At 59.5% G+C, this 23,215-nt stretch carries 21 protein-coding genes; 8 read left to right on the forward strand and 13 right to left on the reverse strand.

Annotated elements, in window-relative coordinates; translation table 11 throughout:
* The first annotated feature begins 10 nt into the window (after positions 1–10).
* On the forward strand, positions 11–1,459 hold the full coding sequence (locus tag JIN78_RS05310) for an NAD(P)H-hydrate dehydratase (protein ID WP_200390907.1): 1,449 nt from the start codon (positions 11–13) through the stop codon (positions 1,457–1,459).
* Positions 1,460–1,535: 76 nt separating this feature from the next.
* Here the strand turns inward: JIN78_RS05310 and JIN78_RS05315 are convergent, their stop codons facing one another.
* The 4 genes from JIN78_RS05315 to JIN78_RS05330 form a co-directional block, all read right to left on the reverse strand.
* The gene (locus JIN78_RS05315; protein ID WP_200390908.1) at positions 1,536–2,543 is read right to left on the reverse strand and encodes a glutamine synthetase beta-grasp domain-containing protein; all 1,008 of its coding nucleotides are present in this window, start codon (positions 2,541–2,543) and stop codon (positions 1,536–1,538) included.
* Positions 2,544–2,702: 159 nt separating this feature from the next.
* Positions 2,703–3,938: a protein phosphatase 2C domain-containing protein gene (locus JIN78_RS05320; RefSeq protein WP_200390909.1), complete on the reverse strand. Its 1,236-nt coding sequence runs from the start codon at positions 3,936–3,938 to the stop codon at positions 2,703–2,705.
* Positions 3,939–3,998: 60 nt separating this feature from the next.
* Entirely contained in the window at positions 3,999–4,367 is a 369-nt protein-coding gene (locus JIN78_RS05325) for an ORF6N domain-containing protein (protein ID WP_200390910.1), read from the reverse strand.
* Between the two features lie 54 nt (positions 4,368–4,421).
* The gene (locus JIN78_RS05330) at positions 4,422–5,756 is read right to left on the reverse strand and encodes a glutamate--tRNA ligase (RefSeq protein ID WP_200390911.1); all 1,335 of its coding nucleotides are present in this window, start codon (positions 5,754–5,756) and stop codon (positions 4,422–4,424) included.
* Between the two features lie 283 nt (positions 5,757–6,039).
* On the opposite strand from JIN78_RS05330, the gene JIN78_RS05335 reads away from it, so the two are divergent.
* Both JIN78_RS05335 and JIN78_RS05340 read left to right on the forward strand, forming a co-directional pair.
* Positions 6,040–6,528: a GNAT family N-acetyltransferase gene (locus JIN78_RS05335; RefSeq protein ID WP_200390912.1), complete on the forward strand. Its 489-nt coding sequence runs from the start codon at positions 6,040–6,042 to the stop codon at positions 6,526–6,528.
* 12 nt (positions 6,529–6,540) lie between these two features.
* A complete protein-coding gene (locus tag JIN78_RS05340) occupies positions 6,541–7,251 on the forward strand; it encodes a ubiquinone/menaquinone biosynthesis methyltransferase (protein ID WP_200390913.1) in 711 nt (236 codons plus the stop codon).
* 24 nt (positions 7,252–7,275) lie between these two features.
* Here JIN78_RS05340 and JIN78_RS05345 read toward each other — a convergent pair whose 3' ends face one another.
* Positions 7,276–8,052 (reverse strand): Hsp33 family molecular chaperone HslO, encoded by a 777-nt coding sequence (locus tag JIN78_RS05345; RefSeq protein ID WP_200390914.1) that lies wholly within the window; start codon positions 8,050–8,052, stop codon positions 7,276–7,278.
* Between the two features lie 93 nt (positions 8,053–8,145).
* On the opposite strand from JIN78_RS05345, the gene JIN78_RS05350 reads away from it, so the two are divergent.
* On the forward strand, positions 8,146–8,694 hold the full coding sequence (locus JIN78_RS05350) for a hypothetical protein (protein WP_200390915.1): 549 nt from the start codon (positions 8,146–8,148) through the stop codon (positions 8,692–8,694).
* 9 nt (positions 8,695–8,703) lie between these two features.
* Here the strand turns inward: JIN78_RS05350 and JIN78_RS05355 are convergent, their stop codons facing one another.
* The 3 genes from JIN78_RS05355 to msrA form a co-directional block, all read right to left on the reverse strand.
* On the reverse strand, positions 8,704–9,582 hold the full coding sequence (locus JIN78_RS05355) for a hypothetical protein (protein WP_200390916.1): 879 nt from the start codon (positions 9,580–9,582) through the stop codon (positions 8,704–8,706).
* Positions 9,583–9,586: 4 nt separating this feature from the next.
* Entirely contained in the window at positions 9,587–11,545 is a 1,959-nt protein-coding gene (acs, locus tag JIN78_RS05360; RefSeq protein WP_200390917.1) for an acetate--CoA ligase, read from the reverse strand.
* A 162-nt stretch (positions 11,546–11,707) separates the two neighbouring features.
* Entirely contained in the window at positions 11,708–12,358 is a 651-nt protein-coding gene (msrA, locus tag JIN78_RS05365; protein ID WP_234037823.1) for a peptide-methionine (S)-S-oxide reductase MsrA, read from the reverse strand.
* Positions 12,359–12,468: 110 nt separating this feature from the next.
* Between msrA and JIN78_RS05370 the strand changes: the two genes are divergently transcribed.
* The 4 genes from JIN78_RS05370 to sucB all read left to right on the forward strand — a co-directional run bounded on the left by JIN78_RS05370 (position 12,469) and on the right by sucB (position 17,852).
* Positions 12,469–12,762 carry a hypothetical protein gene (locus tag JIN78_RS05370; protein ID WP_200390918.1) on the forward strand — a complete coding sequence of 98 codons (294 nt, stop codon included), beginning with the start codon at positions 12,469–12,471 and terminating at the stop codon, positions 12,760–12,762.
* Between the two features lie 250 nt (positions 12,763–13,012).
* On the forward strand, positions 13,013–13,390 hold the full coding sequence (locus JIN78_RS05375; RefSeq protein ID WP_200390919.1) for a hypothetical protein: 378 nt from the start codon (positions 13,013–13,015) through the stop codon (positions 13,388–13,390).
* Between the two features lie 159 nt (positions 13,391–13,549).
* Positions 13,550–16,354 carry a 2-oxoglutarate dehydrogenase E1 component gene (locus JIN78_RS05380; protein WP_200390920.1) on the forward strand — a complete coding sequence of 935 codons (2,805 nt, stop codon included), beginning with the start codon at positions 13,550–13,552 and terminating at the stop codon, positions 16,352–16,354.
* A 25-nt stretch (positions 16,355–16,379) separates the two neighbouring features.
* Positions 16,380–17,852 carry a dihydrolipoyllysine-residue succinyltransferase gene (gene sucB / locus JIN78_RS05385; RefSeq protein ID WP_307832981.1) on the forward strand — a complete coding sequence of 491 codons (1,473 nt, stop codon included), beginning with the start codon at positions 16,380–16,382 and terminating at the stop codon, positions 17,850–17,852.
* A 91-nt stretch (positions 17,853–17,943) separates the two neighbouring features.
* On the opposite strand, the gene JIN78_RS05390 is transcribed toward sucB, so the two are convergent.
* From JIN78_RS05390 to JIN78_RS05410, 5 genes are all read right to left on the reverse strand, one after another.
* Positions 17,944–18,921, reverse strand: a complete 978-nt coding sequence (locus tag JIN78_RS05390; RefSeq protein ID WP_200390922.1) for a KpsF/GutQ family sugar-phosphate isomerase — start codon at positions 18,919–18,921, stop codon at positions 17,944–17,946.
* A gap of 121 nt (positions 18,922–19,042) precedes the next feature.
* On the reverse strand, positions 19,043–19,768 hold the full coding sequence (locus JIN78_RS05395) for a PEP-CTERM sorting domain-containing protein (RefSeq protein WP_200390923.1): 726 nt from the start codon (positions 19,766–19,768) through the stop codon (positions 19,043–19,045).
* A gap of 168 nt (positions 19,769–19,936) precedes the next feature.
* Entirely contained in the window at positions 19,937–20,650 is a 714-nt protein-coding gene (locus JIN78_RS05400; RefSeq protein WP_200390924.1) for a DUF3307 domain-containing protein, read from the reverse strand.
* A gap of 165 nt (positions 20,651–20,815) precedes the next feature.
* Positions 20,816–21,481 carry a hypothetical protein gene (locus tag JIN78_RS05405; RefSeq protein WP_200390925.1) on the reverse strand — a complete coding sequence of 222 codons (666 nt, stop codon included), beginning with the start codon at positions 21,479–21,481 and terminating at the stop codon, positions 20,816–20,818.
* A 10-nt stretch (positions 21,482–21,491) separates the two neighbouring features.
* Positions 21,492–23,147, reverse strand: coding sequence for a metallophosphoesterase family protein (locus JIN78_RS05410; RefSeq protein ID WP_200390926.1), 1,656 nt, complete (start codon positions 23,145–23,147; stop codon positions 21,492–21,494).
* Positions 23,148–23,215: the final 68 nt, after the last annotated feature.

Genomic DNA, 23,215 nt, shown 5'->3' on the forward strand with positions numbered 1-23,215 from the left:
ATTTCGCTTCATGATCACTTGTGGCGAGATGAAGAGAGTGGAGGAAGAGGCATTTGCCACTGGGGCGACGGCGGAAGGGCTCATGGAAAAGGTGGCTTTTCGCATGGCCCGGGTGCTCCTGCGGGAGTTTTCCCAGCCTGGGCGGGTGGTCGTCTATATGGGCAAAGGGCATAATGCCGGCGATGCCCTGGTGGTGGCGCGCCATTTGCGGAGCCAAGGTTGGCAAGTGGAGCTACGCTCTCCCTTTGCTAGCGATCAATTGTCAAAATTGACCCGACAGAAAAAAGAAGAGCTGGGAGTAACCAGCGAAGCTCCCTCTCTGCGCGATGGTCCCCTCCTCCTCTTGGATGGCCTGGTGGGAATCGGCGCGAAGGGGGCCTTGCGCGGGCCGATCGCCTGCCTGGCCCGGGAAATGAACGAACTCCGGCGCAGCAGCGGAGCCCTGACGATCGCGATGGACATTCCTTCGGGGCTGGATGGCGATACGGGGGAGGGGGGAGAAGTCATCGCCGATCACACCCTGACGGTCGGGATTCCCAAGCGGGGGCTCGTCGCCGATGGGGCCTCGCATTTCGTCGGACGCCTCCATCTGATCCCGGTGGAGGAATTGGCGCTGCCGGAGAGGGGGGACGGCCTCATCACCCCCGAGTCCTTGCGGCCCCATTTCCCGCCGCGTTCCTTCGATTTTCATAAAGGGCAAGCGGGGCGAGTCAGTCTCCTTGCGGGCGGGCCGGGCACCTGGGGGGCGGCCGTTCTTTGTGCGCAGGGAGCCTTGCGAGCGGGGGCCGGGCTCATCACTCTCTGGGTGGAGAAGGAGGCTCTCCCGACCCTCTTGCCCTTGGTGGACCCGGAAGTGATGATCCGTCCCCGTCCGCGTGACTGGGGCGATATCCCTGGCGATGCCCTGGTCATTGGGCCCGGGCTTGGGCAGGGAGAGGAGGTAGCGCAATCGCTGCAGAATTTTCTGGTCACCAATCGGCGTCCCACGGTGCTCGATGCCGATGCCCTCAATCTTGTTGCGGCCAAGGGTTGGCATGAGGAACTGGGGGCCAATTATCTTCTCACTCCGCACCCGGGAGAAATGAAGCGGCTGTGGTCTGGAGAGGGAACCCGTGCGGAACGAGCCTCAGCCTTGGCTGAGAAAACGGGGGCCACGGTTCTGCTCAAGGGGTCGCGCACAGTGGTTACCCGGCCGGACGCGGATGTTTTCTACAACACCACCGGTCACCCCGGCATGGCCACCGGGGGGCAGGGGGACACCCTGTCCGGGGTGCTGGGGGCCTTGCTCGCGGGAGGACGGGAGCCCCTTGTCGCGGCTCGGGCGGGGGCCTGGCTCTGTGGCCGGGCCGCCGAACTCGCCCTCTGCCGGAGAGAGAGAGCCCTCTCGCTCACCCCCTCCGAGGTCGCCCGCCATCTGGGACCAGCCTTTTGCGATCTTTGGCAGAGTCGGACCAAGTAGTATTTCGGAAGCAAAAAAAAACCCGGAGTCTGGCGACTCCGGGTTTTCCGAAAGAAGGAATCAGGCAAAAAGAGGCTTACTCCACCTCGGCGATGGTGTGGAGGATGCGGGCCGCGATGGCGTAGGGGTCACCCTGGGAGTTAGGGCGACGGTCCTCGAGGTAGCCCTTCCAGCCGTTCTTGACAAAGCTGTGGGGCACGCGGATGGAAGCTCCACGGTCAGCCACCCCCCAAGAGAACTTGTCGATGGACTGGGTCTCGTGGAGGCCGGTGAGGCGTTGCTCGTTGTCGGGGCCGTAGACGGCGATGTGCTCTTCCTTGTTGCGGTCGAAGGCTTCCATGAGGCGCTCAAAGTATTCCTTGCCACCCTCGGTGCGGAGACGCTCGGTGGAGAAGTTGGCGTGCATGCCGGAGCCGTTCCAGTCGCCCTTAATGGGCTTGCAGCGGAAGTCCACGTCGACGCCATACTGTTCGCAGTGGCGCATGAGGAGGTAGCGAGCCATCCAGATTTGGTCGGCTGCTTTGCGGGAGCCTTTGCCGAAGATTTGGAATTCCCACTGACCGGAAGCCACTTCGGCATTGACGCCTTCGTGGTTGATGCCGGCTTCGAGGCAGAGGTCGAGGTGCTCTTCCACGATGCGACGACCGATGGAGCCAACGGCCTTGTGACCGACACCGCAGTAGTAAGGCCCTTGGGGCTCGGGGTAACCGTTGCGGGGGAAGCCGAGAGGGCGTCCGTCTTGGAGGAGGAAGTATTCCTGTTCGAAGCCGAACCAGGCGGTCTCGTCGTCAATGATGTCGGAGCGGGTGTTGGTGGGGTGCGGGGTGCCGTCGGGAAGCATCACCTCAGTCATGATGAGGAAGCTGTTCTCGCGGGTCGGATCGGGGAAAAGAGCGACGGGCTTGAGCACGCAGTCCGAGTCTCCACCTTCCGCTTGTCCAGTCGAGGAACCATCAAAGCCCCATTCCGGAATGTCTTCCAGAGTGGGCTCGGAGGCGAACTCCTTCATCTGGAATTTGCTGCGGAGTTCTTGGGCGGGAGTGGAGCCGTCGAGCCAAACGTATTCGAGTTTGTATTTTGCCATTTGTTCTTTTGGTTCTTTTGAGAGTCCCTCGTGTTGCTTGGGATTCGGGTGGAGAAAAGCAGCATCCGTGCCAACTTAATCTGCCGCCGGAGAGAAAAGCGTTTTGCAGGGCCGGGGTCAATGATGGACTTGCAAAACCCTGTTCACGGCGGGAGGGCTTCAGGCATGGGGGTTGTCTATGTCCGCTACGATGAGGGTGGTATCGTCTTTTCCCGCGAGACGGTAGGCTTTTTCGAGCACCTCATCGCGTAGCTCGCGGGCTTCTTTGTCGGACTCAAGGGCGGCGGTGAAGTGCTTTTCCCAAAAGCCGTCGGAGATGCCGTCGGTGCAGAGGAGCAGACGGGCGGGGAGGCTGAGATTGAGGCTGCCGATATCGGGATGGATCTTGGCATGGTTGGCCCCCATGACGTCGTAGAGGACGGAGCGGCGTGGGTGCATGCGGTACTTGATCTCGGTGATTTTGCCCGCTTTCCAGTCGCGCCAGGCGTAGGTGTGGTCGTTGGTGAGGGCGCGGGGGGGCTGGCGGCTTTCGGGCTCGTGGAGGTAGATGCGGGAGTCGCCGATGTGGGCGTAGTGGAGCTTGCCCGGGGCGAGGTAGACGAGGGATAGCGTCGCGCCCATGCCTTTGAGGTGTTCTTGGTCCTGATTGGCGATTTCGTTGATGCCGGCATGGGCATCGTCGATGAGGGATCGCAGTCGCTTGCCCATGAGTTCGTCGTCTTGCGCGGTGGCGTAGAGCTGGGAGGCGTGCTTGCGGATCCAGTTGATGACGAGGCGGGAGGCGAGTTCACCGGCCGCATTGCCTCCCATGCCGTCGGAGACCGCTAGCACGAGGTGTTCGGGGTCGAGGAGGAGTTCGCCGTCTTCGGTGGCGTTGGTGGTGCCATCGGGATGGATTTGCAGGGCCAGCCAGTAGTCGTCGTTGGCTTTGTGGGTTTTTCCCTGCCGGGAGGCGGCGGCCCACACGGCGCGCACCACGCCGCTGAAGCCATGGTCCTCTTCGGCGGCCATTTCTTCCTCGCTCAGGACGGTGGCGAGCTCGAAGTCAATGAGGTTGAAGCGACCTTGCCGGTTGTTGTAGGTGACGTTGCGGGGCTCGGGGTCGTCGTGGCGCACGCCGTATTCGTGCTCCAGCTCATGGAAGAGGGCATCCGCTTTGGTTTTGGAAATGCCGTCGGCCGGGGCTCCGCAGTTGGTGGACACGAAGTAGAGCTCTTCGGGATGTTCTTCCAGCACTTGGGGAACGTAGGGGCAGCCGCGTTCCTCCAAGGTCTTGAGCACAAATATTTCGTTCTCATACCGTTTGTCGGCATCGGTGCCCCGGAACCATTTGTGGACCCGACCTTGGAAGTCGAGTTTAACCTTGGAGCGGATCCCATCTTTCAATTCGCGCATGGGCCGATTTCACTCGACCCGGCGCGGAAGTTCACGACCAAAGTTGCTTCTTTTTCGCGGTCAGGCTGCCTTTTCCTTGGCGAGAAAGGTGCCCAGCACGTTGACGGAGAGCTTTTCGGCGGCTTCAGTTTTGAGGAGGAAGGCTGCCATGTAAGCTCCGGATTCCGTGAAGAGGAGGGGGGCTTTGCTCCGGCTGGCGGCTTTTTTCTTCGTCAAGTGGCCGCTTTCGATCAAGTGGGCCACTTCCTTCTTCTTCGCAGAGAAGCAGAAGGGGTCGGGAAAGCGGCTCTTGTTCTTTTTGACGATTTGCAAGAGGTTGGATGTGGTGGTGCCCAACATTTTGGCGAGATCGGAATCGAGGAAGACCTCTTCTTCGCGGAGGGTGATGACTTTTTCGGTGAGCAGGGTCAAGGTATCGGACTGGTTCATGATGAGGGAATTTTGCTTGCGTCAAGCAGGCCATGAGCCAATCCGATTTTGGGCTCAATTGAAAAGTGCGACTGTGCGACGAATTCGCCGCACACATTCTTCCTGGCCCAGGATTTCGAGAATGACAGCGAGGTCGGGGCCGCCGCCTTTGCCGGTGAGGGCGATACGGAGGGGGAACATCAGTTGACCTGGTTTGGCATCGTTGGCTTTTGCGGTTTCTCCCACCGCGTCCTTGGCCTGGGCCCAGTTGGGGAGGCTCTCGAAGGCGTCGGCCAAGGCGGTGAGCAGGCCGGGAGCTTGTTCGTTTTTAGCCACCTTGGCCAATTGCCCGGAGTCGATGGGATAGTCGGGATCGTTGTAGAAGGCGATGGCTTCGGGAACCTCGGTGAGGAGAGAGACCTTTTCCTGCACCGAAGCGGCAACGGCGGAAAAATTGTCGGGGAGGGGCTCGCAGTAGGGGGCCGCAGCGGTGACGAATGCTTCCGGGCTCAGCGCCAAGAGGTGTTGTTGGTTGAGCCACTGGCACTTCTTGGCATCGTATTTCGCGGGAGCCCGGTTGACCGCTTCCAAGGAGAAGCGTTCGATGAGCCCGGCAATGGAGAAGACTTCGCTGTCATTCTTGGGCGACCAGCCGAGGAGGGCGAGAAAGTTCACGGTGGCAGCGGGGAGAAAGCCTTTGGCGGCATATTCGGCCACTGCGGCTCCCTCGTCGCGCTTGGACATCTTGGAGCCATCCGCATTTAGAATGAGCGGGATGTGGGCGAATTGGGGAGGTTCCGCCCCCAGAGCCTCGAAGAGCTGGATGTGCTTGGGGGTATTCATGAGATGGTCTTCGCCACGGATGACGTGACTGATCTTCATCTCCAGATCATCGACGACATTGACAAAGTGGAAGACGAAGGAGCCATCGGCCCGGCGGATGACCAGATCGGGCAGGTAGCCTGCGCTGCGGTTGTCTTCTTCGCTCAATGATTCGTCGTATTGCCGGGAATAGTCGACGGTGACCTCTCCGCAGACGAGGTCGTTCATGACCACGGGTTTGCGCTCGAAGCGGAAGCGCCAGGCTCCCCCGTCTTCATACACCCGTCCGGCTGCTTTCAAGGTTTCAAAGTGTTTTTCGTAGATTGCGGTGCGCTCGGACTGATTGTAGGGGCCGTAGTCGCCGCCCTGGCCTTCGCCTTCGTCCCAATCCAGTCCCAACCAGGCCATGCCTTCGAAGATGGCCTGGCGTGCTTCCTCGGTGTTGCGTGCCTGGTCGGTATCCTCCACGCGGAGGACGAAGGAACCGCCGTGCTTGCGGGCAAAGAGCCAGTTGAAGAGAGCGGTGCGAGCTCCGCCGACGTGAAGGTAGCCGGTGGGCGAAGGGGCGAATCGGGTGCGGATGGACATTGGCGTGCTAGTTAGCGTGGGCCCGCCGGGTGCGCAACTCCGAAAGACGTTCGCCCCCTGGCGGGGAGGAAGGGCGCTAGATAGGAATGTCGGCTTCTCTGAGGTGGACTTTTTCCGCCGTTTTCTCCAAGGGGGGCGATGAGCCTGCTTCGGCTGAGAAGGGGCTTGCGCGATTGAAAACCCATATTTGCCAGGGAAGAGGTGGTTTCCGATCCGGCTCCGGACGGGGAGTCGTGCCGGGAATTGGCATTGCGGCGGCGGTCCGGTGGGTTACTCTCTGCCCATGATCGACATGCTCGTCCGGCTCTACGACCTGCCGGAAATGGAAACCACCTACCAGCGGGTTGCGGAGGCGGGAATCATCCTCCGGCGCCCGGGAGTCTACGAAAAGCACCTCGTGGCCCGGTGGGTGGGTGAGCACTTTTCGCCCAAGTGGGTGAGTGAGGTGGAGGTGGCCCTGACCCGGCAACCGGTGAGCTGTTTCATCGCCACGCGCGAGCGGGAGATTGTGGGATTTGCTTGCTACGAAACGACTTGCAAGGCCTTCTTTGGCCCCACCGGGGTGGGCGAGGCCGCCCGCGGGCAAGGGGTGGGCAAGGCGCTACTCTACAAAGCTCTTGAAGGCCTGCGGGACTGTGGCTACGCCTACGGCTTCATCGGAGGCGTCGGGCCCCGGGAGTTTTACGAAAAAGCCTGTGGTGCCATCGCCGTGCCGGGAAGTGATCCCGGAATTTATCAGGACATTTTACCCGAGCCCGTCGCAACCGCTTAACAAGACACGATCATGGCAGAAGGACGGGACAAAGCAGGGGTTGGGGGACAGGATGCTAGTTACGTGCGCGAGGCTTTTGCCAAAATCGCAGACCGTTATGTGGTCACCAATCACGTGCTGAGTGCGGGCACCGACATTTTGTGGCGAAAGAAGGTGGCCCGCCAGGTGGCTTCCTGGCAGCCGCAACGCATCCTTGATGTCGCTTGCGGCACGGGAGATTTGGCGTTGGAGATGCAGCGGGCTTGTCCTGCGGCCGAGCTGGTGGCCACTGATTTTTGCCCTGAAATGCTGGCCCATGCCACTCGGCGTGGCGTGGGGGAGACCCAGGTTGCCGATGCCATGGATCTGCCCTTCGTGGATGGAGCCTTCGATGTCGTTACGGTGGCCTTCGGCTTGCGCAATATGGCCGATTGGGCGGGTGGACTGCGGGAGATGGCCCGGGTGGCACAGGGAGGCCGGGTGGTGGTGCTCGACTTTTCTCTTCCCAAGGGGCCGCTCGCCAAGCCCTATGGTTTCTACCTCGACCGGGTCCTGCCCAAAATCGCCGGCCTTTTGACCGGGCAAGGGCAGGCTTTTGAGTATTTGGCGGGCTCAATCGAGAAGTTTCCCAGCGGACCGGACATGGTGGCACTTTTCGAAAGCTGCGGCTTGCGGGAAGTCACGGCCAAGCCCTTGAGCGGGGGCATCGCCTCGCTCTATACTGGCTTTTCGCCCGCTCCCTAACCCTCCCAAGCCCCGGCCGGGCAGCTATTGATCGCTGGCGAAATCGGCCGGAGTGATGGTGTGCTTGGCGGCACAGCGGGGACATTGCACGGTGATGCGGTCTTCGCCCTGAAATAGCTCGTCGAGCTTGTCTTGCCAGACGGAGAGGGCGGGCATGATGCGCTCGCGGGTGCAGCCGCAGTGATAGCGAAAGAAGCGGTTCTCCAGCGGGGAGAGTTCTTCCTCCTCAGCCAAGGCCGCGACCTTTTCCGTGGTCAAGCTCTCGAACCACTCTTCGTCGAAGGCGGGCTGGGCGGCGAGAAGGACAAAATTTTCGTCTGGCAACTCGAAGAGTCGGGCCGGGCGTTGCTCGGATTGGCTGTAGTAATGGGTGAGCCAGTCGAAGGGGTTTTCGTTGTCCAGCGCCACCGTGGAGCGGCGGGGCTCGCCGCCTTGGCCGTCGTTCACTTGCACATAAAGCAAGTTTTGCGGGGGTTCGCGGACATCATCGGTGAAGACGCGGCCGACCACATTCTCATGGGTGGAGGAGGCGGTCGCAAAGAAGTTCACCCGGGGAGCGCGCAGATTGGCCGTCCAAGCGTGGACCTCGGACCAGGGGCGGGCCGTGGCATGCAGGGTCAGGGCGACATAGAGCTCCTTCAGCTTGTGGTCCAGTTCCGGCGGGTAGCGGAGGTTTTGGTCCGCGAGGTGCAGGTAATGATCGGTAAAGATGTCACAGAAGTTGGCTCGCACCATCAGGGTATTGCGATGACGGACGAAAATGGATTCGACCCGGGTGCGGTCGTCGGAAGCGGTCGGCATGGGCCAAGGAGGGCCGAAAGGAAGCCTGCGAGTCAAGAAACAAGACGCTGTTTCGGCTGGTTTTGCGCCGGATTCGGAAAGAGAATGAGGGGGATGAAAGTCAGTCTCCTGCTACTCGCCCTAACCGCCAACCTTCTTGGGGTGACCAAAGAGGTGGTGCGGGTTTTCCATCCCGTCTCTTATCATGAGACAGACAGCGTGAGTGAATTTGGCGTCAAGGGGGAGCTTCTCCAGGCTGCGGTCATTGATCGCCCGGTGGTTCTTTCCGGTGCCGTGCCCGAGGATTTGGCCAAGGCGGTGGCGATGGCTTTGCAGCTGCCGAGCAATAATCCCACTTATCAGGTGGAGGAGGCCAATCTCGTGGTTCTCAGTGGACTGACGCTGGAGGCCAATCGGGAAGGGGAGGCCTTGGAAGTGCTTGTGGTTTGTGGGGACTTCAAGGTGCCGGAAGACTTGGAAATCACCGCTCGGCAAGTGCTGACCCTCACGGTGACAGCGGTGCGGCGCACCTTGGTCACCTACTATAGCGGGGCGGATCACGCCAAGCTGCAGTGCCATGTGCGCTTGGTGGGGCTGCCGGAGGAATGGGCCGGACTCAAAGAGCTGGAAGCCTCTTTCAAGGTGGGCTCGGCTCAGGATTAGGCTGCTGCCCTAGCGTCCGATGACGGCCTTGTGCCGGATGGAGGAGGCACGGATTTCAAGCACGGTCTTGAGGAGGCCGCGCTGCTCGCGAACCCGTTCGCGAATGGCCGGGTCTTGTGCGTTCTCGATGACAAAGTGGCCAATCTCGGCGCAGAGTTCCAGGCGTTCGCTATCCAGAGGACTCAGTTGACTGCGGACGGTGGTGAGCGCTTTGTTTGTTTTGCCAATGGAGCTGAATTGCTCTTCTGCCTTCTCGCGAATAGCCTGATTCTTGGCCTCGATGGTAGCGGTGAGCTGGGAAAGCTTGCTCTGCAGGGCTTCTAGTTGCTCGTCGATCTGGTCGCGCTTCTTCTTGACCTCTTCGAAGTCGTGCCGTTTTTGCTGCAACTCTTGGTGGGTGCGGTCGATGACGGCCTGATTGGGGCCCTGGGCTTCTTCGCTGGCTTCCAGGAGATACTCCAGTTTGGTTTTCAGGCCGGCATGATTGCGCTTGATGGCGCGACCATCGCGTAGAATCTCGTCACGCTCTCCGGTGAGGGTCTTCATCCTGGCGAGCACTTCATCCCGTTCCTCCACTTGTTCTTGGGTCATCTCCGCCACTTCTTCCAAGGCCTGGGCCCGCGCTTCCTGCGCTTCTTCCAGGAGCGCTTCCAGGCGCTCCTCTTCGGCGAGGAGTTCTTGGTAGCTTTTCTGAATTTTGCGCAGCTTCCAATATTCGGCGGAGATCTCCTCGATGTCTTCGAGATTTTCCCAAACCAGCTCGCCGACCACGGTGCGGGCATCCGTCAAGAGATGGGTCTCGAAGGCGGCATTGGTGCGATAGCGCTCCATGGGGGCCAAGCCGAGGGTGGCGAGGGTTTTAGCGAGGAGGAAGGAAGCAAGCGTCATGGGCCTAGGACTTGGCTTGTGCGATGCTTTTTTGCAAGGCTTCAATCACTTTGACATCTTCCAGTGTCGTCATATTGCCAGAAACTTCGCCCGAGGAGACCAGTTCCTTGAGCAGGCGTCGCATGATCTTCCCAGAGCGGGTCTTGGGCAGGGCGGGCGCAAAGTGGATTTCGTCGGGGCGGGCGATGGCCCCGATCACTTCCGCGACATGGCCGCGCAATTCATCATTGAGTTCGGCACTTTCGCTCACCTTTTCTTTCAAGGTGACGAAGGCGACCACGCCTTGCCCTTTGATTTCGTGAGGACGGCCCACTACGGCGGCTTCGGCCACTGCCGGATGGCCCACGAGCGCGGATTCGACTTCCGCGGTGCCGAGGCGATGGCCGGAGACGTTGAGGACATCGTCGAGGCGGCCCACGATCCAGAAGTTCCCTTTTTTGTCGCGGAAGGCTCCATCGCCAGCGGTGTATTGGCCGGGATAGTCGCTCCAGTAAGTCTTCTGGAAGCGTTTCTTATCCCGGTAAATGGTGCGCGTCATGGAGGGCCAGGGCTGGCGGATGACCAGCTTGCCGCCCTCATTGGGTGGGCACTCTTTACCCTCTTCATCCAAGATGACGGCATCGATGCCAAAGAAGGGCAGGGTGGCCGTGCCCGGGATGGTGGGAGTGGCACCCGGGAGGGGGGAAATCATGATCGAGCCGGTCTCGGTCTGCCACCAAGTGTCTACGATAGGACAGCGGCCTCCTCCGATTTTTTCGTGATACCACATCCAGGCTTCCGGGTTGATGGGTTCACCCACGGTGCCGAGCAGACGGAGAGAGGATAGATCGTGTTTCTCCGGGAAATGGTCGCCCGCCTTAATGAAAGCGCGGATGGCGGTGGGCGCGGTGTAGAAAATGGAGACCCGGTGGCGCTCCACCATGTCCCAGAAGCGGCCGAAGTCGGGATAATTGGGCGCGCCCTCATACATCACCTGCGTCACGCCATTGGCCAGCGGGCCGTAGACGATGTAGGTGTGGCCGGTGATCCAGCCGACATCGGCGGTGCACCAGTAGACGTCATCATCCTGCATGTCGAAGATGTATTTGCAGGTGGTGTAAGCTCCCAAGAGATAGCCGGCACTGGTGTGGAGAATGCCCTTGGGCTTGCCCGTGGAGCCCGAGGTGTAGAGAATGAAGAGGGGATGCTCGGAGTCGAAGCCCTTGGCCTCGTGCTTGTCGGACACCTCCCGGATGGCCTCGTGCCAGTAAAGGTCGCGTCCCTCCTGCATCTCAATCGCTTCCCCCGTGCGCTGAAAAACAAAGACTGTTTGCACCTTGTTCTCTCGCTCCAGGGCTTTGTCGACGTTTTCCTTCAGGGGCACGATTTTTCCCCGGCGGTAGCCCCCGTCGGCGGTGATGACTGCCTTGGCTCCGGAATCGTCGATGCGGTCCGCAATGGAATCAGCTGAGAATCCGCCGAAGATCACGGAGTGGACCGCTCCCAAGCGGGCGCAGGCCAGCATGGCAATGGCCGCTTCTGGGACCATGGGCATGTAGATGATGACCCGGTCCTTCTCCTTGATACCCTGGGCCTTGAGAGCATTGGTGAATTGGCAGACCTCGCGATGAAGCTGGAGAAAAGTCAGGGTGCGGGACTCGCCGTTCTCGCCTTCCCAGATAATGGCCGCTTTGTTGCGACGGTGGGTTGAGAGGTGTTGGTCAAGGCAGCTTTCGCTGACATTCAACTTGCCGCCCACAAACCACTCCGCGTAGGGCGCTTCCCACTTGAGCACCTTTTTCCACTTTTCTTGCCAGGCCAGCTCTTTGGCTTCGCGTCCCCAGAATACACCCGGCTTGTCGATGGACTCCTGGTAAAGTCGCTTGTATTCAGCCAAGGAGGAAATACGGGCCTTCTTGGAAAATTCCTTGCTCGGTTTGAAAACGCGCTTTTCGGAAAGATGGGTTTCGATCGTGTTGCTCATGAATTTTCAGACTCTACTACCCAAGCGAAGTTGGCGGGGGGAGACAACCCCCAAAATGGAGTAAATGCGACTGCGTTGGAAGAAAACGAGGGAGCCCTGGACCGGGTTCCCTCGCTGCAGAATGGGGAGTGAGAATGAGAATGGGCGCGCAACGGGGGCTTCTTATTTCTTTAGCTTGAGCTTCTCCAGCTTGGGCTTGATCACGTATTGGCAGTAACCTTGGCTCTTGTTCTGGAAGTAGTAATCCTGGTGCTCTTCCGGTGCGAGGTAGAATTTTTCGGCTTTGCGCACTTGGGTCACGATGGGTTTGTCGAACTCCTTCTGGGCGTTTTGCAGGGATGCTTCCACCACGGCTTTATTCTCGTCCTCGTGATAAAATATCGCGGAGGCATACTGGGGACCGACGTCATTGCCCTGCCGGTTGAGAGTGGTCGGGTCGTGGGCCGCCCAGAACCAGGCCAAGGCATCGCCGAGGGAAAGCACTTCCGGATTGTAAACCACCCGGACGACCTCGATGTGTCCGGTCTTTTTGCCACAGACTTCCTCGTAGGTGGGGTCGGCCACGTGGCCGCCGGTGAAGCCCGCAACCACCGAGTGGACTCCTTCCAATTGTTGGAAGACGGCCTCCACACACCAGTAGCATCCCCCGCCCAGCGTGATCATTTTGTAGCCCTCCGGGACGCCCTCCTTGTCATTGAAATCGCTTTTGAGCTTCACCTCGGCGGGGGCCGGGCCGGTCTGGGCGGCCGGCTCGCAGGAGGCGAAGCCGAGCAGGGAGAGGAAAGTGAGCAGGTGAGTGAGGACAGATTTCATAGAGAGAAAAAACTAGGCCAGACTACGAGGAGGGAAAGCGCTTTTTTGCGATCGAAAATTGGGAGGAGAATAATCTTGAGCAAAGGGCGATCTTTCCGAAAGCAAGGGGCATGGACACACGCGTATTTGTTCCCGAAAATCAGCCTCCCGCGACCATCAAGGAAGTTCTCTTTGCTTTGAAAGAACAGAAGCTTCCCGTGCGCCACGACAAGCAGAACTGGGGCGACTGGTTGGTCTTCGAGCGGGCGGAGACGGTGATTTCCATTGACTCCCAGCGTGGTTTGGCCAGCTCGGCCACCATTGAAGAGGCCGAGGGGGAAGACGAAATCGCGGGCAAAATCATCGCGGCCTTTCGCCAGCTGGGCTGGGAAGGGGAGGACGAGGACGGTCGCTTCCAGCTCTAGCCGGGGAAAAATCCAAACCAAAAGGGGGCGGAGCTTCGTTGCAGCAGACAACGAGGTGATGAAGAAACGGAGTCTACGATGGCCCAATGGGTGGCAGGGCCTTTTGCTGGTCTTGCTGTTGGGCTCTCTGGTGTTCCTGATAGCCCGAGTGGTGAAGGTGGCGGGGACGGAGCGGCTCTATGAAAGCCGGACTGTTTTGCGATTGAATCTGGCTCCGGATGAGGAGATGGACTGGGGGCATGAGCGCTTGGTGGTGCGCTCGGATGAGGTGTTGCTCCCCGTGGTCGAGGATTTTTCTCTTTCGGAAAGGTGGTCGCTTTCCGAAACTGCGGCTTTGCGCCTGTTGCGCGAGCGGACCCAGGTGCAAAAATCTGAAAAAGGAGGGAACCGTTTGCTCATTGTGGTGCGCGCACCAGATGCTCGCTTGACTCGTGATTTGGTTGCGGCCATTGGCGAGAGTTACCGGAATGTTCTGATTGAGAGGGGGCTGAAGCGAGAAAAAAGGGCTTTGGATGCCTTGGAGCGAGAACTGGCCGAACAGAGAGATCAAGTCGCCCGAAAGCGGGAGAGGCTGGATGTCTTATTGCGTGAAATACAGGAAAAAAACGGCCAGAACGGGGGATTGTAGAGGCCTTGGCAGGCAAGCCTGGAAGAGAGTGAGTCAGTAGAAGCATCGATTTTGGAGAAGTCGGTGAGGGTTGTTGACTAACCGACTTTCTCCCCTTACGACTACGGGGTCCCCGGCGTGCGGTGTTTGCCGGGATTTCAGCCTCCTCTACCCTATCTCATGAGTTCTTCTGTTTCGGCGCGTTTGAATGCCAACCTTCTGGACGAGAATTACGAACGTTGGCTCGCGGATCCACGCTCGGTGGACAGCACGTGGGCCGCATTTTTTGAAGGATTCGAACTCGGGGTGGTCCAGGCCAAGCCCAAGCCCGGAGAAGAACCGGCGGCGGCCTCAAGCACGGGTCCGGCCAATGGCGCTTCAGCGGTCGGGGCCGACCTCGATGGGGACCACAATCTCAACTTCCTCGGCCGGGTGGTGAGCCTGGTTTACAACTACCGGACCTTGGGCCACACCCAGGCGGCGATTAATCCCCTGGACGAGGAGCCGACCGTGAATCCCCGTCTCCAGCTCGATCGTTTTGGTATCGGCGAGTCCGACCTCGACCGGTCGGCCGCGACCCAATTTTTCCGCAAAGGGGAAGAGATGACCCTGCGGGAAATGGTCGCCGCGCTGAAGGATACCTACTCGGGCTCAATCGGCTTCGAGTTCATGCACATCCACAATACCGAAATCCGCAATTGGATCCGGGAGCGCATTGAACACCGCAACGAGCGCGAGGGAATGAGCAAGGAGCAGCAGGCGCAAGCCTTGCGCTGGCTCTTCGAAGCGGAGATTTTCGAGCAATTTGTGGGCAAGCGTTTCCTAGGAGAAAAGCGCTTTTCGCTGGAAGGGGGAGAGGGCGTGATGGTTCTTCTCAACCGCATCCTGCAGCTTTGCCCGACGCAAGGGGTGAAGGAAATCGAGATGGGAATGGCTCATCGGGGTCGCCTCAATGTGCTCGCCAATTTTGTCCGCAAGTCCATTCGCACTCTTCTCTATGAGTTCACGCCCAATTACGTGCCCGATCTGGTGGCGGGAGATGGAGATGTGAAGTATCACCTGGGTTATGAGAGTGTTCGCGAAGTGGCGGATGGCAAGGTGCGCGTCAATCTAGCGGCCAATCCCAGTCACCTCGAGGCTGTGAATGCGGTGGTGGAGGGCAAGGCCCGCGCACGCCAGCGTCTGATTGGTGATGACGGGGTGAAGACGGATCGCACGCAGGTTTTGCCTTTGCTTTTGCACGGAGATGCCGCTTTCGCGGGACAAGGCTCGGTGGCCGAGGTGCTCAACCTTTCCCAGCTTCCCGGTTACCGCACCGGAGGCACCATTCACCTCATTATCAACAACCAGATTGGTTTCACCACCATGCCGGCGGATGCGCGGTCTTCGAGCTACGCGACCGATGTGGCCAAGATGATCGAGGCCCCCATCCTGCACGTTAATGGAGAGAAGCCGGAAGAGCTCTGGTGGGCTGCCCAGTTTGCCCTCGAGTTTCGCCAAAAGTGGGGTCGGGACATCGTCATCGATATGCTTTGTTACCGTCGCCAGGGTCACAATGAGACCGATCAGGCGGCGTTCACCCAACCGCACATTTACCGCAAGCTCGATGAGCGCAAGACTGCCGGACAGCTTTATCGCGAGGAGTTGGCGGCGAGCCAAGCCGTCAGCGAAGAGGAGGCCAAGGCCCTGCACGACAAGATTTGGAACCGTCTCGAGGAAGGTTACGAGGAAATGCGCCGACTGGAAGAAGAGGGCGAGCGCACGGTCTTCAGTGGTTCGACTGCGGTGGAGCAGGAGGCTTACAAGCACGATACCGTGATGACCGGAGTTTCCGAAGAAGTGCTCAAGAAGGTGGGTCACGTGCTGACCGACATCCCGGCTGACTTCAATTTGCACCCGACCCTCAAGAAGCGCTTCGTGCCCCGGCGGGCTCAGGCCATGGCCGAGGGCGAAGGCATCGATTGGGCCTTGGCGGAATCTCTGGCATGGGGGTCTTTGCTCTTGGAGGGCTACCCGGTCCGCTTGTCGGGGCAGGATTGTCGCCGGGGAACTTTCAGCCAGCGGCATGCCGTCTTTTACGACCACAATACGCGTGAACGCTACACGCCGCTCAAGAATCTGGGGGAAAATCAAGCTAAGTTCTGTGTCTACAACAGTCTGCTCTCCGAGGCTGCCGTGCTGGGATTCGATTACGGCTACTCGCTGGGCTGCGACAAAATGCTTATCATGTGGGAGGCCCAGTTTGGTGATTTCGCCAACGGGGCCCAGGTGATTATCGACCAGTTCATTGCCTCCGCCGAGTCAAAGTGGCAAACGCCCACCGACTTGGTGATGCTTCTGCCGCATGGTTATGAAGGGATGGGGCCGGAGCACTCCAGTGCCCGTCTGGAGCGCTTCCTGCAGTTGTGTGCCGAGAAGAACATGGTGGTGGGGAACTTCACCACCCCGGCGCAATACTTCCATGCCTTGCGCCGGCAAAAATTGCGTGGCTTCCGCAAGCCTCTCATTCTGATGACTCCCAAGAGTCTGCTGACCAAGCCAGAGGCGGTTTCCACCCTGGCCGAGTTGAGTGAAGGCACGTCCTTCCACGAGGTCATTGGTGATGCCGAGATGGAGAAGAAGCCCGCCGAGGTGGAGCGCGTGATTTTTTGCTCGGGCAAAGTGTATTACGACTTGTTGGAGTACCGCGCCAAGCAGGGCATCGACAACGCCGCCATCGTGCGCGTGGAGCAAATTTACCCCTACGACGAAGAGTCAATCCGGAACGCGACCAAATCCTACACCAACAATACCAAGTGGGTGTGGTGTCAGGAGGAGCCGCTCAACATGGGCGCCTGGACCTTCATCGGACCGCGCCTGGAAGAGACCTTCGACAGCCGCATCCGCTACGCTGGCCGTGATCGTGCTTCCAGCCCGGCGGCGGGCTCCAAGGCGATGCACAAGCGGGAGCAGGCGATGCTCGTGGAAGGGGCCTTCGAAGTTTAACGAATCAGAAAAGATGGCAGAGGAAGTGAAAATACCGCCGTTTGGCGAGTCGATTACCACCGCAAATGTGTCCCGTTGGCATGTGTCCGACGGCGATGAAGTGAAGAAGGGCGATACGTTGGTTTCGCTCGAAACCGACAAGGTCTCGCAAGAGCTGGAAGCGGAGTCCAGCGGGGTGATTAAAATCCTCGTGCAAGAGGATGAAGAGGTGGAAGTGGGAGCGGTGATCGCGGAAATCGACGCCTCTGCCACTGGTGAGGGCGGGAGCCCGGATAGCGCCGCCCCCGCGCAAGAGGAGACTTCAGCCCCGGAGGCCCCGGCAGCGTCCGCCAACAAAGATGCCGATGCCGGCGGAACGGGTGAGACTCATGAGGTGACCATCCCTTCTTTTGGTGATTCCATCACTACGGCCAGTATTGCGGCTTGGAAGGTGAAATCCGGCGACACGGTGGCCAAGGGCGATATTCTCGTGAGTCTGGAAAGTGACAAGGTGTCCCAAGACTTGGAGTCCGAGTATGCAGGCACGATCGAGTTGCTCGTCGAGGAGGATGAAGATGTCGAGATCGGTGCGGTCATTGCTCGCATCACCGAAGGAGCTGGCGGAGCCGCGCAGAGCGCCCCGTCCGCAGAATCTGCGTCGGCCAAGAAAGAGAGCAGCAGCGGGGAATCCAAAGCCACCCCTGCGGCGAAGTCCGAAGCGCAACCCGCCGCCAAGGCGAGCGAAGCTCCCCGGCAGAAGCCCAATTTGGGCACTGCGGCGCCTCCCTCCTCCCAGTCGGCCGGCGAGCCGGTGCGCGAGGGGCGGGCTACTCGCAAGAAGATGAGCATGCTGCGCCGTAAGATTGCCCAGCACCTCGTCAATGCCCAGCAAACGGCCGCTATCCTTTCGACTTTCAACGAAGTCGACATGACCGCCATCATGAAGCTGCGCAAGGAAGTGCAGGAAGACTTCGTGGCCAAGCATGGGGTGAAGCTCGGCTTCATGTCGCTCTTTACCAAAGCGGTGGTTAATGCCCTGAAGAACAACCCCGGCATTCGTTCCTTTATCGAGGGCAATGAGATTATCGAAAATGATTTCTACGATATCGGCATTGCGGTGGGCACGGAAAAGGGTCTCGTTGTTCCGGTCATCCGGGATTGCGATGAGAAGAACTTTGCCGAGATCGAGCAGGCCATTGCCGATGCGGCTAAAAAGGCTAAGGACGGCACAATGCAGATCGAGGATTTGCAGGGTGGGGTCTTCACCATTTCCAATGGCGGGGTCTATGGTTCTCTCCTCAGCACGCCCATCTTGAATCCGCCCCAGAGCGGTATTCTCGGCATGCACACCATCCAGCAACGTCCGGTGGCGGTTGACGGCAAGGTCGAGATTCGTCCCATGATGTATCTCGCCCTCAGCTACGACCACCGTATTGTGGATGGCAAGGAGGCGGTGACCTTCCTGATCGATGTCAAAAACAGTCTCGAGAATCCCGCCCGCCTCCTGCTGGAGTGCTAAGGGGGCTTCTTAAGGAGAAAAGCGTTTTCCATACCCGCTCCGATTCGTCGGTGGCGGGTATTTTTTTGGGTGCGGGAGCAAGGCTTTTCCGTCAGGTGAGCTTGAGGCTGGCTAAGTCCTGGGAGTCGACGAGACCGAGGACTTCGGTGGAGTCGGCAGCAAGCACGATGAGGTCGTCGATGTTTCGCTCGGCCACCAAGCGCACGGCCTCGGCCGCTAGCGCGGTGGCGGCGATCGTGATAGGGCGGGGAGTCATGAGCGTGGAGACGGGCCGGGCCCCGATGTCGGGTCGGGTCTGAAAAGAGCGGGCAAAGTCGCCGTGGGTAAAGATGCCAGCCAGGGTGCGATCGGCGTTGAGAATGACCGCAGCGCCCGATTTGGCGCGGGTCATGGCGTTGAGGGCCTCGAAGACGGTGTTGTCGGGAGCGACAATTGCGAGTCGTTCTCCGGTGCGCATGATATCGCCCACGGTGGTGAGGAGGGCACGACCGAGGGAGCCACCGGGATGGAACTGGGCAAAATCCTCGGCCGTGAAGCCCCGGGCACTCATCAGGGCCATTGCGAGGGCGTCTCCCGCTACCAGCATGGTCGTCGAGGAAGAGGTGGGGGCAAGCTCCAGCGGACAAGCTTCCCGGGGCACGGAGGTATCGAGGAGATGGTCGGCGTGGACGGCCAGGGTGGATTGCTTTTTGCCGGTCAGGGCGAGGAGAGTGCCCGAGCGGCGTTTGAGGTAGGGCAGGAGATTGAGCAGTTCGTTCGTTTCGCCGGAGTAAGAGAGGGCGATGACGGCGTCACCTTCCGCAAGGAGGCCCAGGTCGCCATGGAGGGCGTTCTGGGAGTGGAGAACGACGGCGGGCGAGCCGGTGGAGGTGAGGGTGGCGGCGATTTTGTGAGCGATGTTTCCCGATTTTCCGATCCCAACGAGGACAATTTTTTTTCCCTCTGAGAGAACCGCCAGCAAGCTGTCAATGGCGTCATTGAAGGAGGAGTCGAGCCGCTTCTCGAAAGCTTGCAAGGCTTCGCTTTCCAGTCGGATGACTTGGCGGGCAGTGGTCAGGTGGTCGCTCACGGAAGCTGGAGTCTACGCCAGCAAGGAGGCGCTGGCAAAGGGAGCCTTGGTCTTAACGGGATAAAAAAACGCGTCGGTGAGGACGCGTTGGGAGGGGGTGAGGGCGAGGAGGGTGGTCACTTTAGCCTTTGCGGCGGCGCAGCAGCAAGGCACTGCCGGCCAGTGCGAGGAGAGCGGTCGAGCTGGGCTCGGGCACGACGCTGAGGGAGAAGCCGTTGAGGGCAAAATAGCGGTTGCCGTTTTCGCTCACCACAAAGGAGACCTCGTCGGTGACCCCATCGGTCACAAAAGCGGTTTGCAGGAAGGGAACACTGCCGGTGCTGCTGGTGCGGGCTTCGCCAGCGCCGTTGTAGACGGTAGTGCCGGTGAAAATCGGGCTCCCCGCGTAGTTGACGGTGAGGGTGGAGCTTTGGCCGATGTTGTCCCCAATGCCATACATTGTCAGGGTCGCGGTTTGTCCAGCTCCCAGAGCAGCCAGGCCCGCAATCGTGATGGTGGGAGTGGCACCGGGCAGGCCGTTGGTGTCGACGTAGAGGTAGCCCTCCAGAATGGGGGTATTGTCCGTCCAGGCGGCGGCTCCGGCGGCGGATACGCTGGTGGCCTGGCCCGAGGCTGTCACGGTGAAGGCTCCGAAAGTGGTGGAGTTGAGATCGCTAAAGGGGGCGGCAGTCGTGCCCGAGCGCTGCTCGAAGGCTCCTCCGGTCTCGAGGTTGGCATCGTTGGCCTGATAATCGGCATAGCTCGTTGCCACGGAATTGTTGTTGCGAGTGAAGTCGATCGCCATGGAAGCTCCCTGGACTTGAGGGAGAAGGGCTGGCAAGAGAACAAAAGAGAACGGGATTTTCATGGGTGTTTGCGAATGGAATGGTTTGAGACGCCCCCGTAAACCGGAGGGGAGTCTTCTCTTCCAGAATAGCTGTTCCGTCGAAAAGGCAATGGTTAAGACGGGTTTCCCTGTTGAATTGCGCTAGGGATACAGCGTCAGGGCCAGTCCTTGCCCACTGCAGGCCCGGTATCAGAGGGCAAGCAAAGCGCGTTGTGCCAGGAGACTGATGAGAAGGGCCCAGCCGAAGCTGAGGAAGGTGCCGATGATGATGTATTCGGTGATTTTCCGCTGGCTGGGATCCTTGATGTCACCGAAGCGGAGAATGGACTTGGCGGCCACCAGAAAGCCGATGCCGGCGGGCTGGCCTGCGATGATGAAGAGAAAAACCAGGGCTCGTTCGAGATAACCGATGATTTTTCCGCCGTCGGTGAGACCATTCAGCTCTTCGCCGATTTCCTTTGCAAAGGGTTTGACGGTGAGGCTGATGACCATTCCGCCCACCGGGATGAGGAGGAGGTAAACGGAGAGGAAGACGAGTGCTTGGGAGTAGAGCTGGAGAAAGGGAGGGGGAAAATTCGCCCAGAGCGTCCCCTTGATAGGGAAGAAGAGAGCCAACCAGGCGATGACGGCGAGGTGCGCGGCCTGATCGAGGAGGAAGGTGCGGAGGTTGTTCTGCAGATGGCGCACTTTGTAGGAATCGATGGCGTAATGGGTGAAGAAAATAACGAGGAGGGCGCTGATTTGCAGACGGCCGAGAAGGAGGAGGGAGAGTCCGGTGACGATGGCAACGTGCTTGAGCAGGACTTGCGGTTTTTCTTTAGTCCGTGCCATTTGGTCGCTCTGTAAGAGAAAATCTCCCAAGAGGTGCCCGGCGAGAAGGGCGAGAAAAGTGAAGAGAGTCATGGGCGGGGCTTCAGGTCAGGATGAATGGAGAAGGCAAAACCTTGTTCTTGTTTCTTGAAAGCAATTGATTTCGGTTGCTTTTTGAAAAGCAATCGATTTCGTTTGCAATTCAAAAGGCAAATGATTTCGTTTGCAATTCAAAAGGCAAATGATTTCGTTTGCATTTTAGGGGTTGGGAAAAGTTTTTTCAAAGACCTGCACCACCTGTTCCAGGACTGAGCCCTGTGCGCTGTCCAGGGTGGCGGTCACGTTCTGGCGACTGGTTCCCAATTGCCGACTGATTTCCTCGTGGGTGAGATCGGCGGGATGGAGCGCGAGGGTCATCATTTCGGCTTGGCGTCGCGACCAGCGATTGAGAATGCTGTCGCAAAGTTGGCACACCACGGGCAGCCAGTGATGGAGTTGGCCGTCACGTTCCCGCGCGATGGCCGCCGTTAGATTGACCTTGGGTGATAGCTTGTCCAAAGCGTGACCCGACAAGAGGAAGGCCTCTCCGCTGGAACGCGAGATGAGCTCGCGATCGAGATGATCAACCGCGCCCAGTCCGATGGCGGTGCGGGTATCGGACAGGCCCTGGCTGATGAGGTGGGCCCGGAGAAAGAGAACGGCCCGGAGGGCAAAGCGGGCTTGCTCCAGAGCGGCTTGCCAACTGTCTCCCCGGAAAAAATCGACTTCTCCGGCCACGACCGGAGAAGTCGGAGAATCCCAGGTTGCCAACTCCGCAAAGGCCTCGCTGATCTGGGCGCGAACGGTTTCCAGTTCGTCGGGCGAGAGCTGCGAGGACTTGATGAGGTCGCCGGTGAGAACGGCAACAAAGGGAGTTTCGGCCATTGCCGCGAGCCTAGTCGAGCGAGATGGTCTTTGGCCAGCCGGGAAACTGTTCCGCGCTTTCTTCCGTCAAATCGGCAAAACGGGGCCAGCACTCGAAGGTGACATCTTTGTCCTCTTTGTGGAAGCGGATGAGGCCCCAGCCATCGCCCCAGCCCTCGGGGTCGAATTTGCCTGCATTGCGTTGGCTCGGGTCGTTGGTGGGATTGGCGTAGGCATACATGGTGATCTTGTTGCCAAAGCCGTCCTGGTAATCACCCACCCAGGGGAGGGGAGAATTGGCGGGAGGGTTGCCTCCGGCTTTCTCGTCCTCCGGCCACCACCAGCGGCCGTAGTAGGTGTTGACGATGGCCGGGACTACAAAGGCCCAGGGGCCGTCCCCATACTCGTCGATGCCATGCTTGATGAGGGTGGAGAGGTGCTGGTCGCCAGCAATGTGCACCGCATTGGCCTTTTGGATGAGCCGAAGAGCTTCGTTGCGGGGAGTCTGTGGCCAGCCATTGGAATCCATGTCGGCATGGAGGCGGTTTTGCGGTGAACCGTGGAGGTGGGCGCCGCCACAGAAGCCGGTCTGCGAGAGGACGGCCTTCATGGAAACGCCCTCGGTGTCGTCGGACCAATCTTCCAGGAAGTAAAGCTGGCGATCGCCGAGGAGCTTGAGCCCCGGCACATCGACCACTTGGGGATCGTAGTTTTCATCCCGGATATGGTCGGGACGGGGCCCCTTCATGGGATGGCGATCCTTGGGTCCGGTCTTGAACTTGCGGTCTTCCAAGATGGCGAAATCAATCCCCCCGACGAGGAGATTGGTGTAGTAAACGCCGATGCCCTGCTCCACCGGGGTGGGATCGTAGGGGTCGGGCAAGTGGCCGCACTGCTGCCGCTCCACCATCTGGACATACTCGGGGTGGAAGAAGTAGCCGCCATCGGAGCCCGCAGGAAGCAGGCATTTTTTCCCTCCTTCGCCCCAGAGATTGCCCTGCCCGATGTCGTGGTCGTCCGGAATGGTGACGCAGGGGCGGTTGCGGAAGAGCTCTTTGAAGGCCAGACCGAATTTGAGCCAGGCGGCGGTGTGCTGGCGGTGGTCGTAAGACTGATCGCCGGCGAAGAAAATCAGGTCGGGATCCACCGCGTTGATGTTGCGGGTGTATTCCGGACGCAGACCCCGGTCGCGATTGGAGTTGCAGGAGAGCGCGGCGACCGTGATGTCCTTTTTGCCCACTGGATCCTTGCGGATGAGACCTTCGAAGCTCGCTTTCGCGCCATGGCGCAGACGATACTTCACGTCCTTCGTCATCTCCCAATCGGCGATGCGGAAGCTCGTGCACCAGCCGAGATCGTTGACCTCTTGACGGGCGATTTCAACCCATTGGCCCTCGCGCTCGACTTCCAGCCGCACTTCGCGCGTTTCTTCCGGGTAGAGGGGATAGAGCTGGGCACTCAGCTTGAGCACGCCCTGATGGGTGGTGTAGATTCCGAAAGCGACCACCTCATCGCGAGGCACCCGCAAATCGATGATATCGGTCTCTTTGCGATTCCACCAGTCGTTGGTAGCAAGGGAATCTTCTCCTTTCTCAAAAGGCGCTTTGACGGGGGGCTCGCCACGATCAACTTCAGCGCCTAATGGGGAGGTCAAAATCCAGGCTAGAGGCAGAAAGGTTAATTTCATCGTTAATTTCATCTTTCCAATGATACGCCGCCCGTGGGGTAAATGTTAGCAAAAAAATTTGCGGACGG

It is taken from the genome of Roseibacillus ishigakijimensis (assembly GCF_016595415.1).
Lineage (GTDB): Bacteria > Verrucomicrobiota > Verrucomicrobiia > Verrucomicrobiales > Akkermansiaceae > Roseibacillus > Roseibacillus ishigakijimensis.

What these genes read in the sequence shown, in the direction of transcription:
- JIN78_RS05340 (WP_200390913.1), top strand. Translation starts at nt 6,541, where the DNA reads ATGGCAGAAGGACGGGACAAAGCAGGGGTTGGGGGACAGGATGCTAGT.
- JIN78_RS05405 (WP_200390925.1), bottom strand. Translation starts at nt 21,481, where the DNA reads ATGGCCGAAACTCCCTTTGTTGCCGTTCTCACCGGCGACCTCATCAAG.
- JIN78_RS05325 (WP_200390910.1), bottom strand. Translation starts at nt 4,367, where the DNA reads ATGAACCAGTCCGATACCTTGACCCTGCTCACCGAAAAAGTCATCACC.
- JIN78_RS05345 (WP_200390914.1), bottom strand. Translation starts at nt 8,052, where the DNA reads ATGCCGACCGCTTCCGACGACCGCACCCGGGTCGAATCCATTTTCGTC.
- JIN78_RS05310 (WP_200390907.1), top strand. Translation starts at nt 11, where the DNA reads ATGATCACTTGTGGCGAGATGAAGAGAGTGGAGGAAGAGGCATTTGCC.
- JIN78_RS05370 (WP_200390918.1), top strand. Translation starts at nt 12,469, where the DNA reads ATGGACACACGCGTATTTGTTCCCGAAAATCAGCCTCCCGCGACCATC.
- JIN78_RS05410 (WP_200390926.1), bottom strand. Translation starts at nt 23,147, where the DNA reads ATGAAATTAACCTTTCTGCCTCTAGCCTGGATTTTGACCTCCCCATTA.
- JIN78_RS05330 (WP_200390911.1), bottom strand. Translation starts at nt 5,756, where the DNA reads ATGTCCATCCGCACCCGATTCGCCCCTTCGCCCACCGGCTACCTTCAC.
- JIN78_RS05380 (WP_200390920.1), top strand. Translation starts at nt 13,550, where the DNA reads ATGAGTTCTTCTGTTTCGGCGCGTTTGAATGCCAACCTTCTGGACGAG.
- JIN78_RS05395 (WP_200390923.1), bottom strand. Translation starts at nt 19,768, where the DNA reads ATGAAAATCCCGTTCTCTTTTGTTCTCTTGCCAGCCCTTCTCCCTCAA.
- JIN78_RS05355 (WP_200390916.1), bottom strand. Translation starts at nt 9,582, where the DNA reads ATGACGCTTGCTTCCTTCCTCCTCGCTAAAACCCTCGCCACCCTCGGC.
- JIN78_RS05400 (WP_200390924.1), bottom strand. Translation starts at nt 20,650, where the DNA reads ATGACTCTCTTCACTTTTCTCGCCCTTCTCGCCGGGCACCTCTTGGGA.
- msrA (WP_234037823.1), bottom strand. Translation starts at nt 12,358, where the DNA reads ATGAAATCTGTCCTCACTCACCTGCTCACTTTCCTCTCCCTGCTCGGC.
- JIN78_RS05320 (WP_200390909.1), bottom strand. Translation starts at nt 3,938, where the DNA reads ATGCGCGAATTGAAAGATGGGATCCGCTCCAAGGTTAAACTCGACTTC.
- JIN78_RS05335 (WP_200390912.1), top strand. Translation starts at nt 6,040, where the DNA reads ATGATCGACATGCTCGTCCGGCTCTACGACCTGCCGGAAATGGAAACC.
- acs (WP_200390917.1), bottom strand. Translation starts at nt 11,545, where the DNA reads ATGAGCAACACGATCGAAACCCATCTTTCCGAAAAGCGCGTTTTCAAA.
- JIN78_RS05315 (WP_200390908.1), bottom strand. Translation starts at nt 2,543, where the DNA reads ATGGCAAAATACAAACTCGAATACGTTTGGCTCGACGGCTCCACTCCC.
- JIN78_RS05350 (WP_200390915.1), top strand. Translation starts at nt 8,146, where the DNA reads ATGAAAGTCAGTCTCCTGCTACTCGCCCTAACCGCCAACCTTCTTGGG.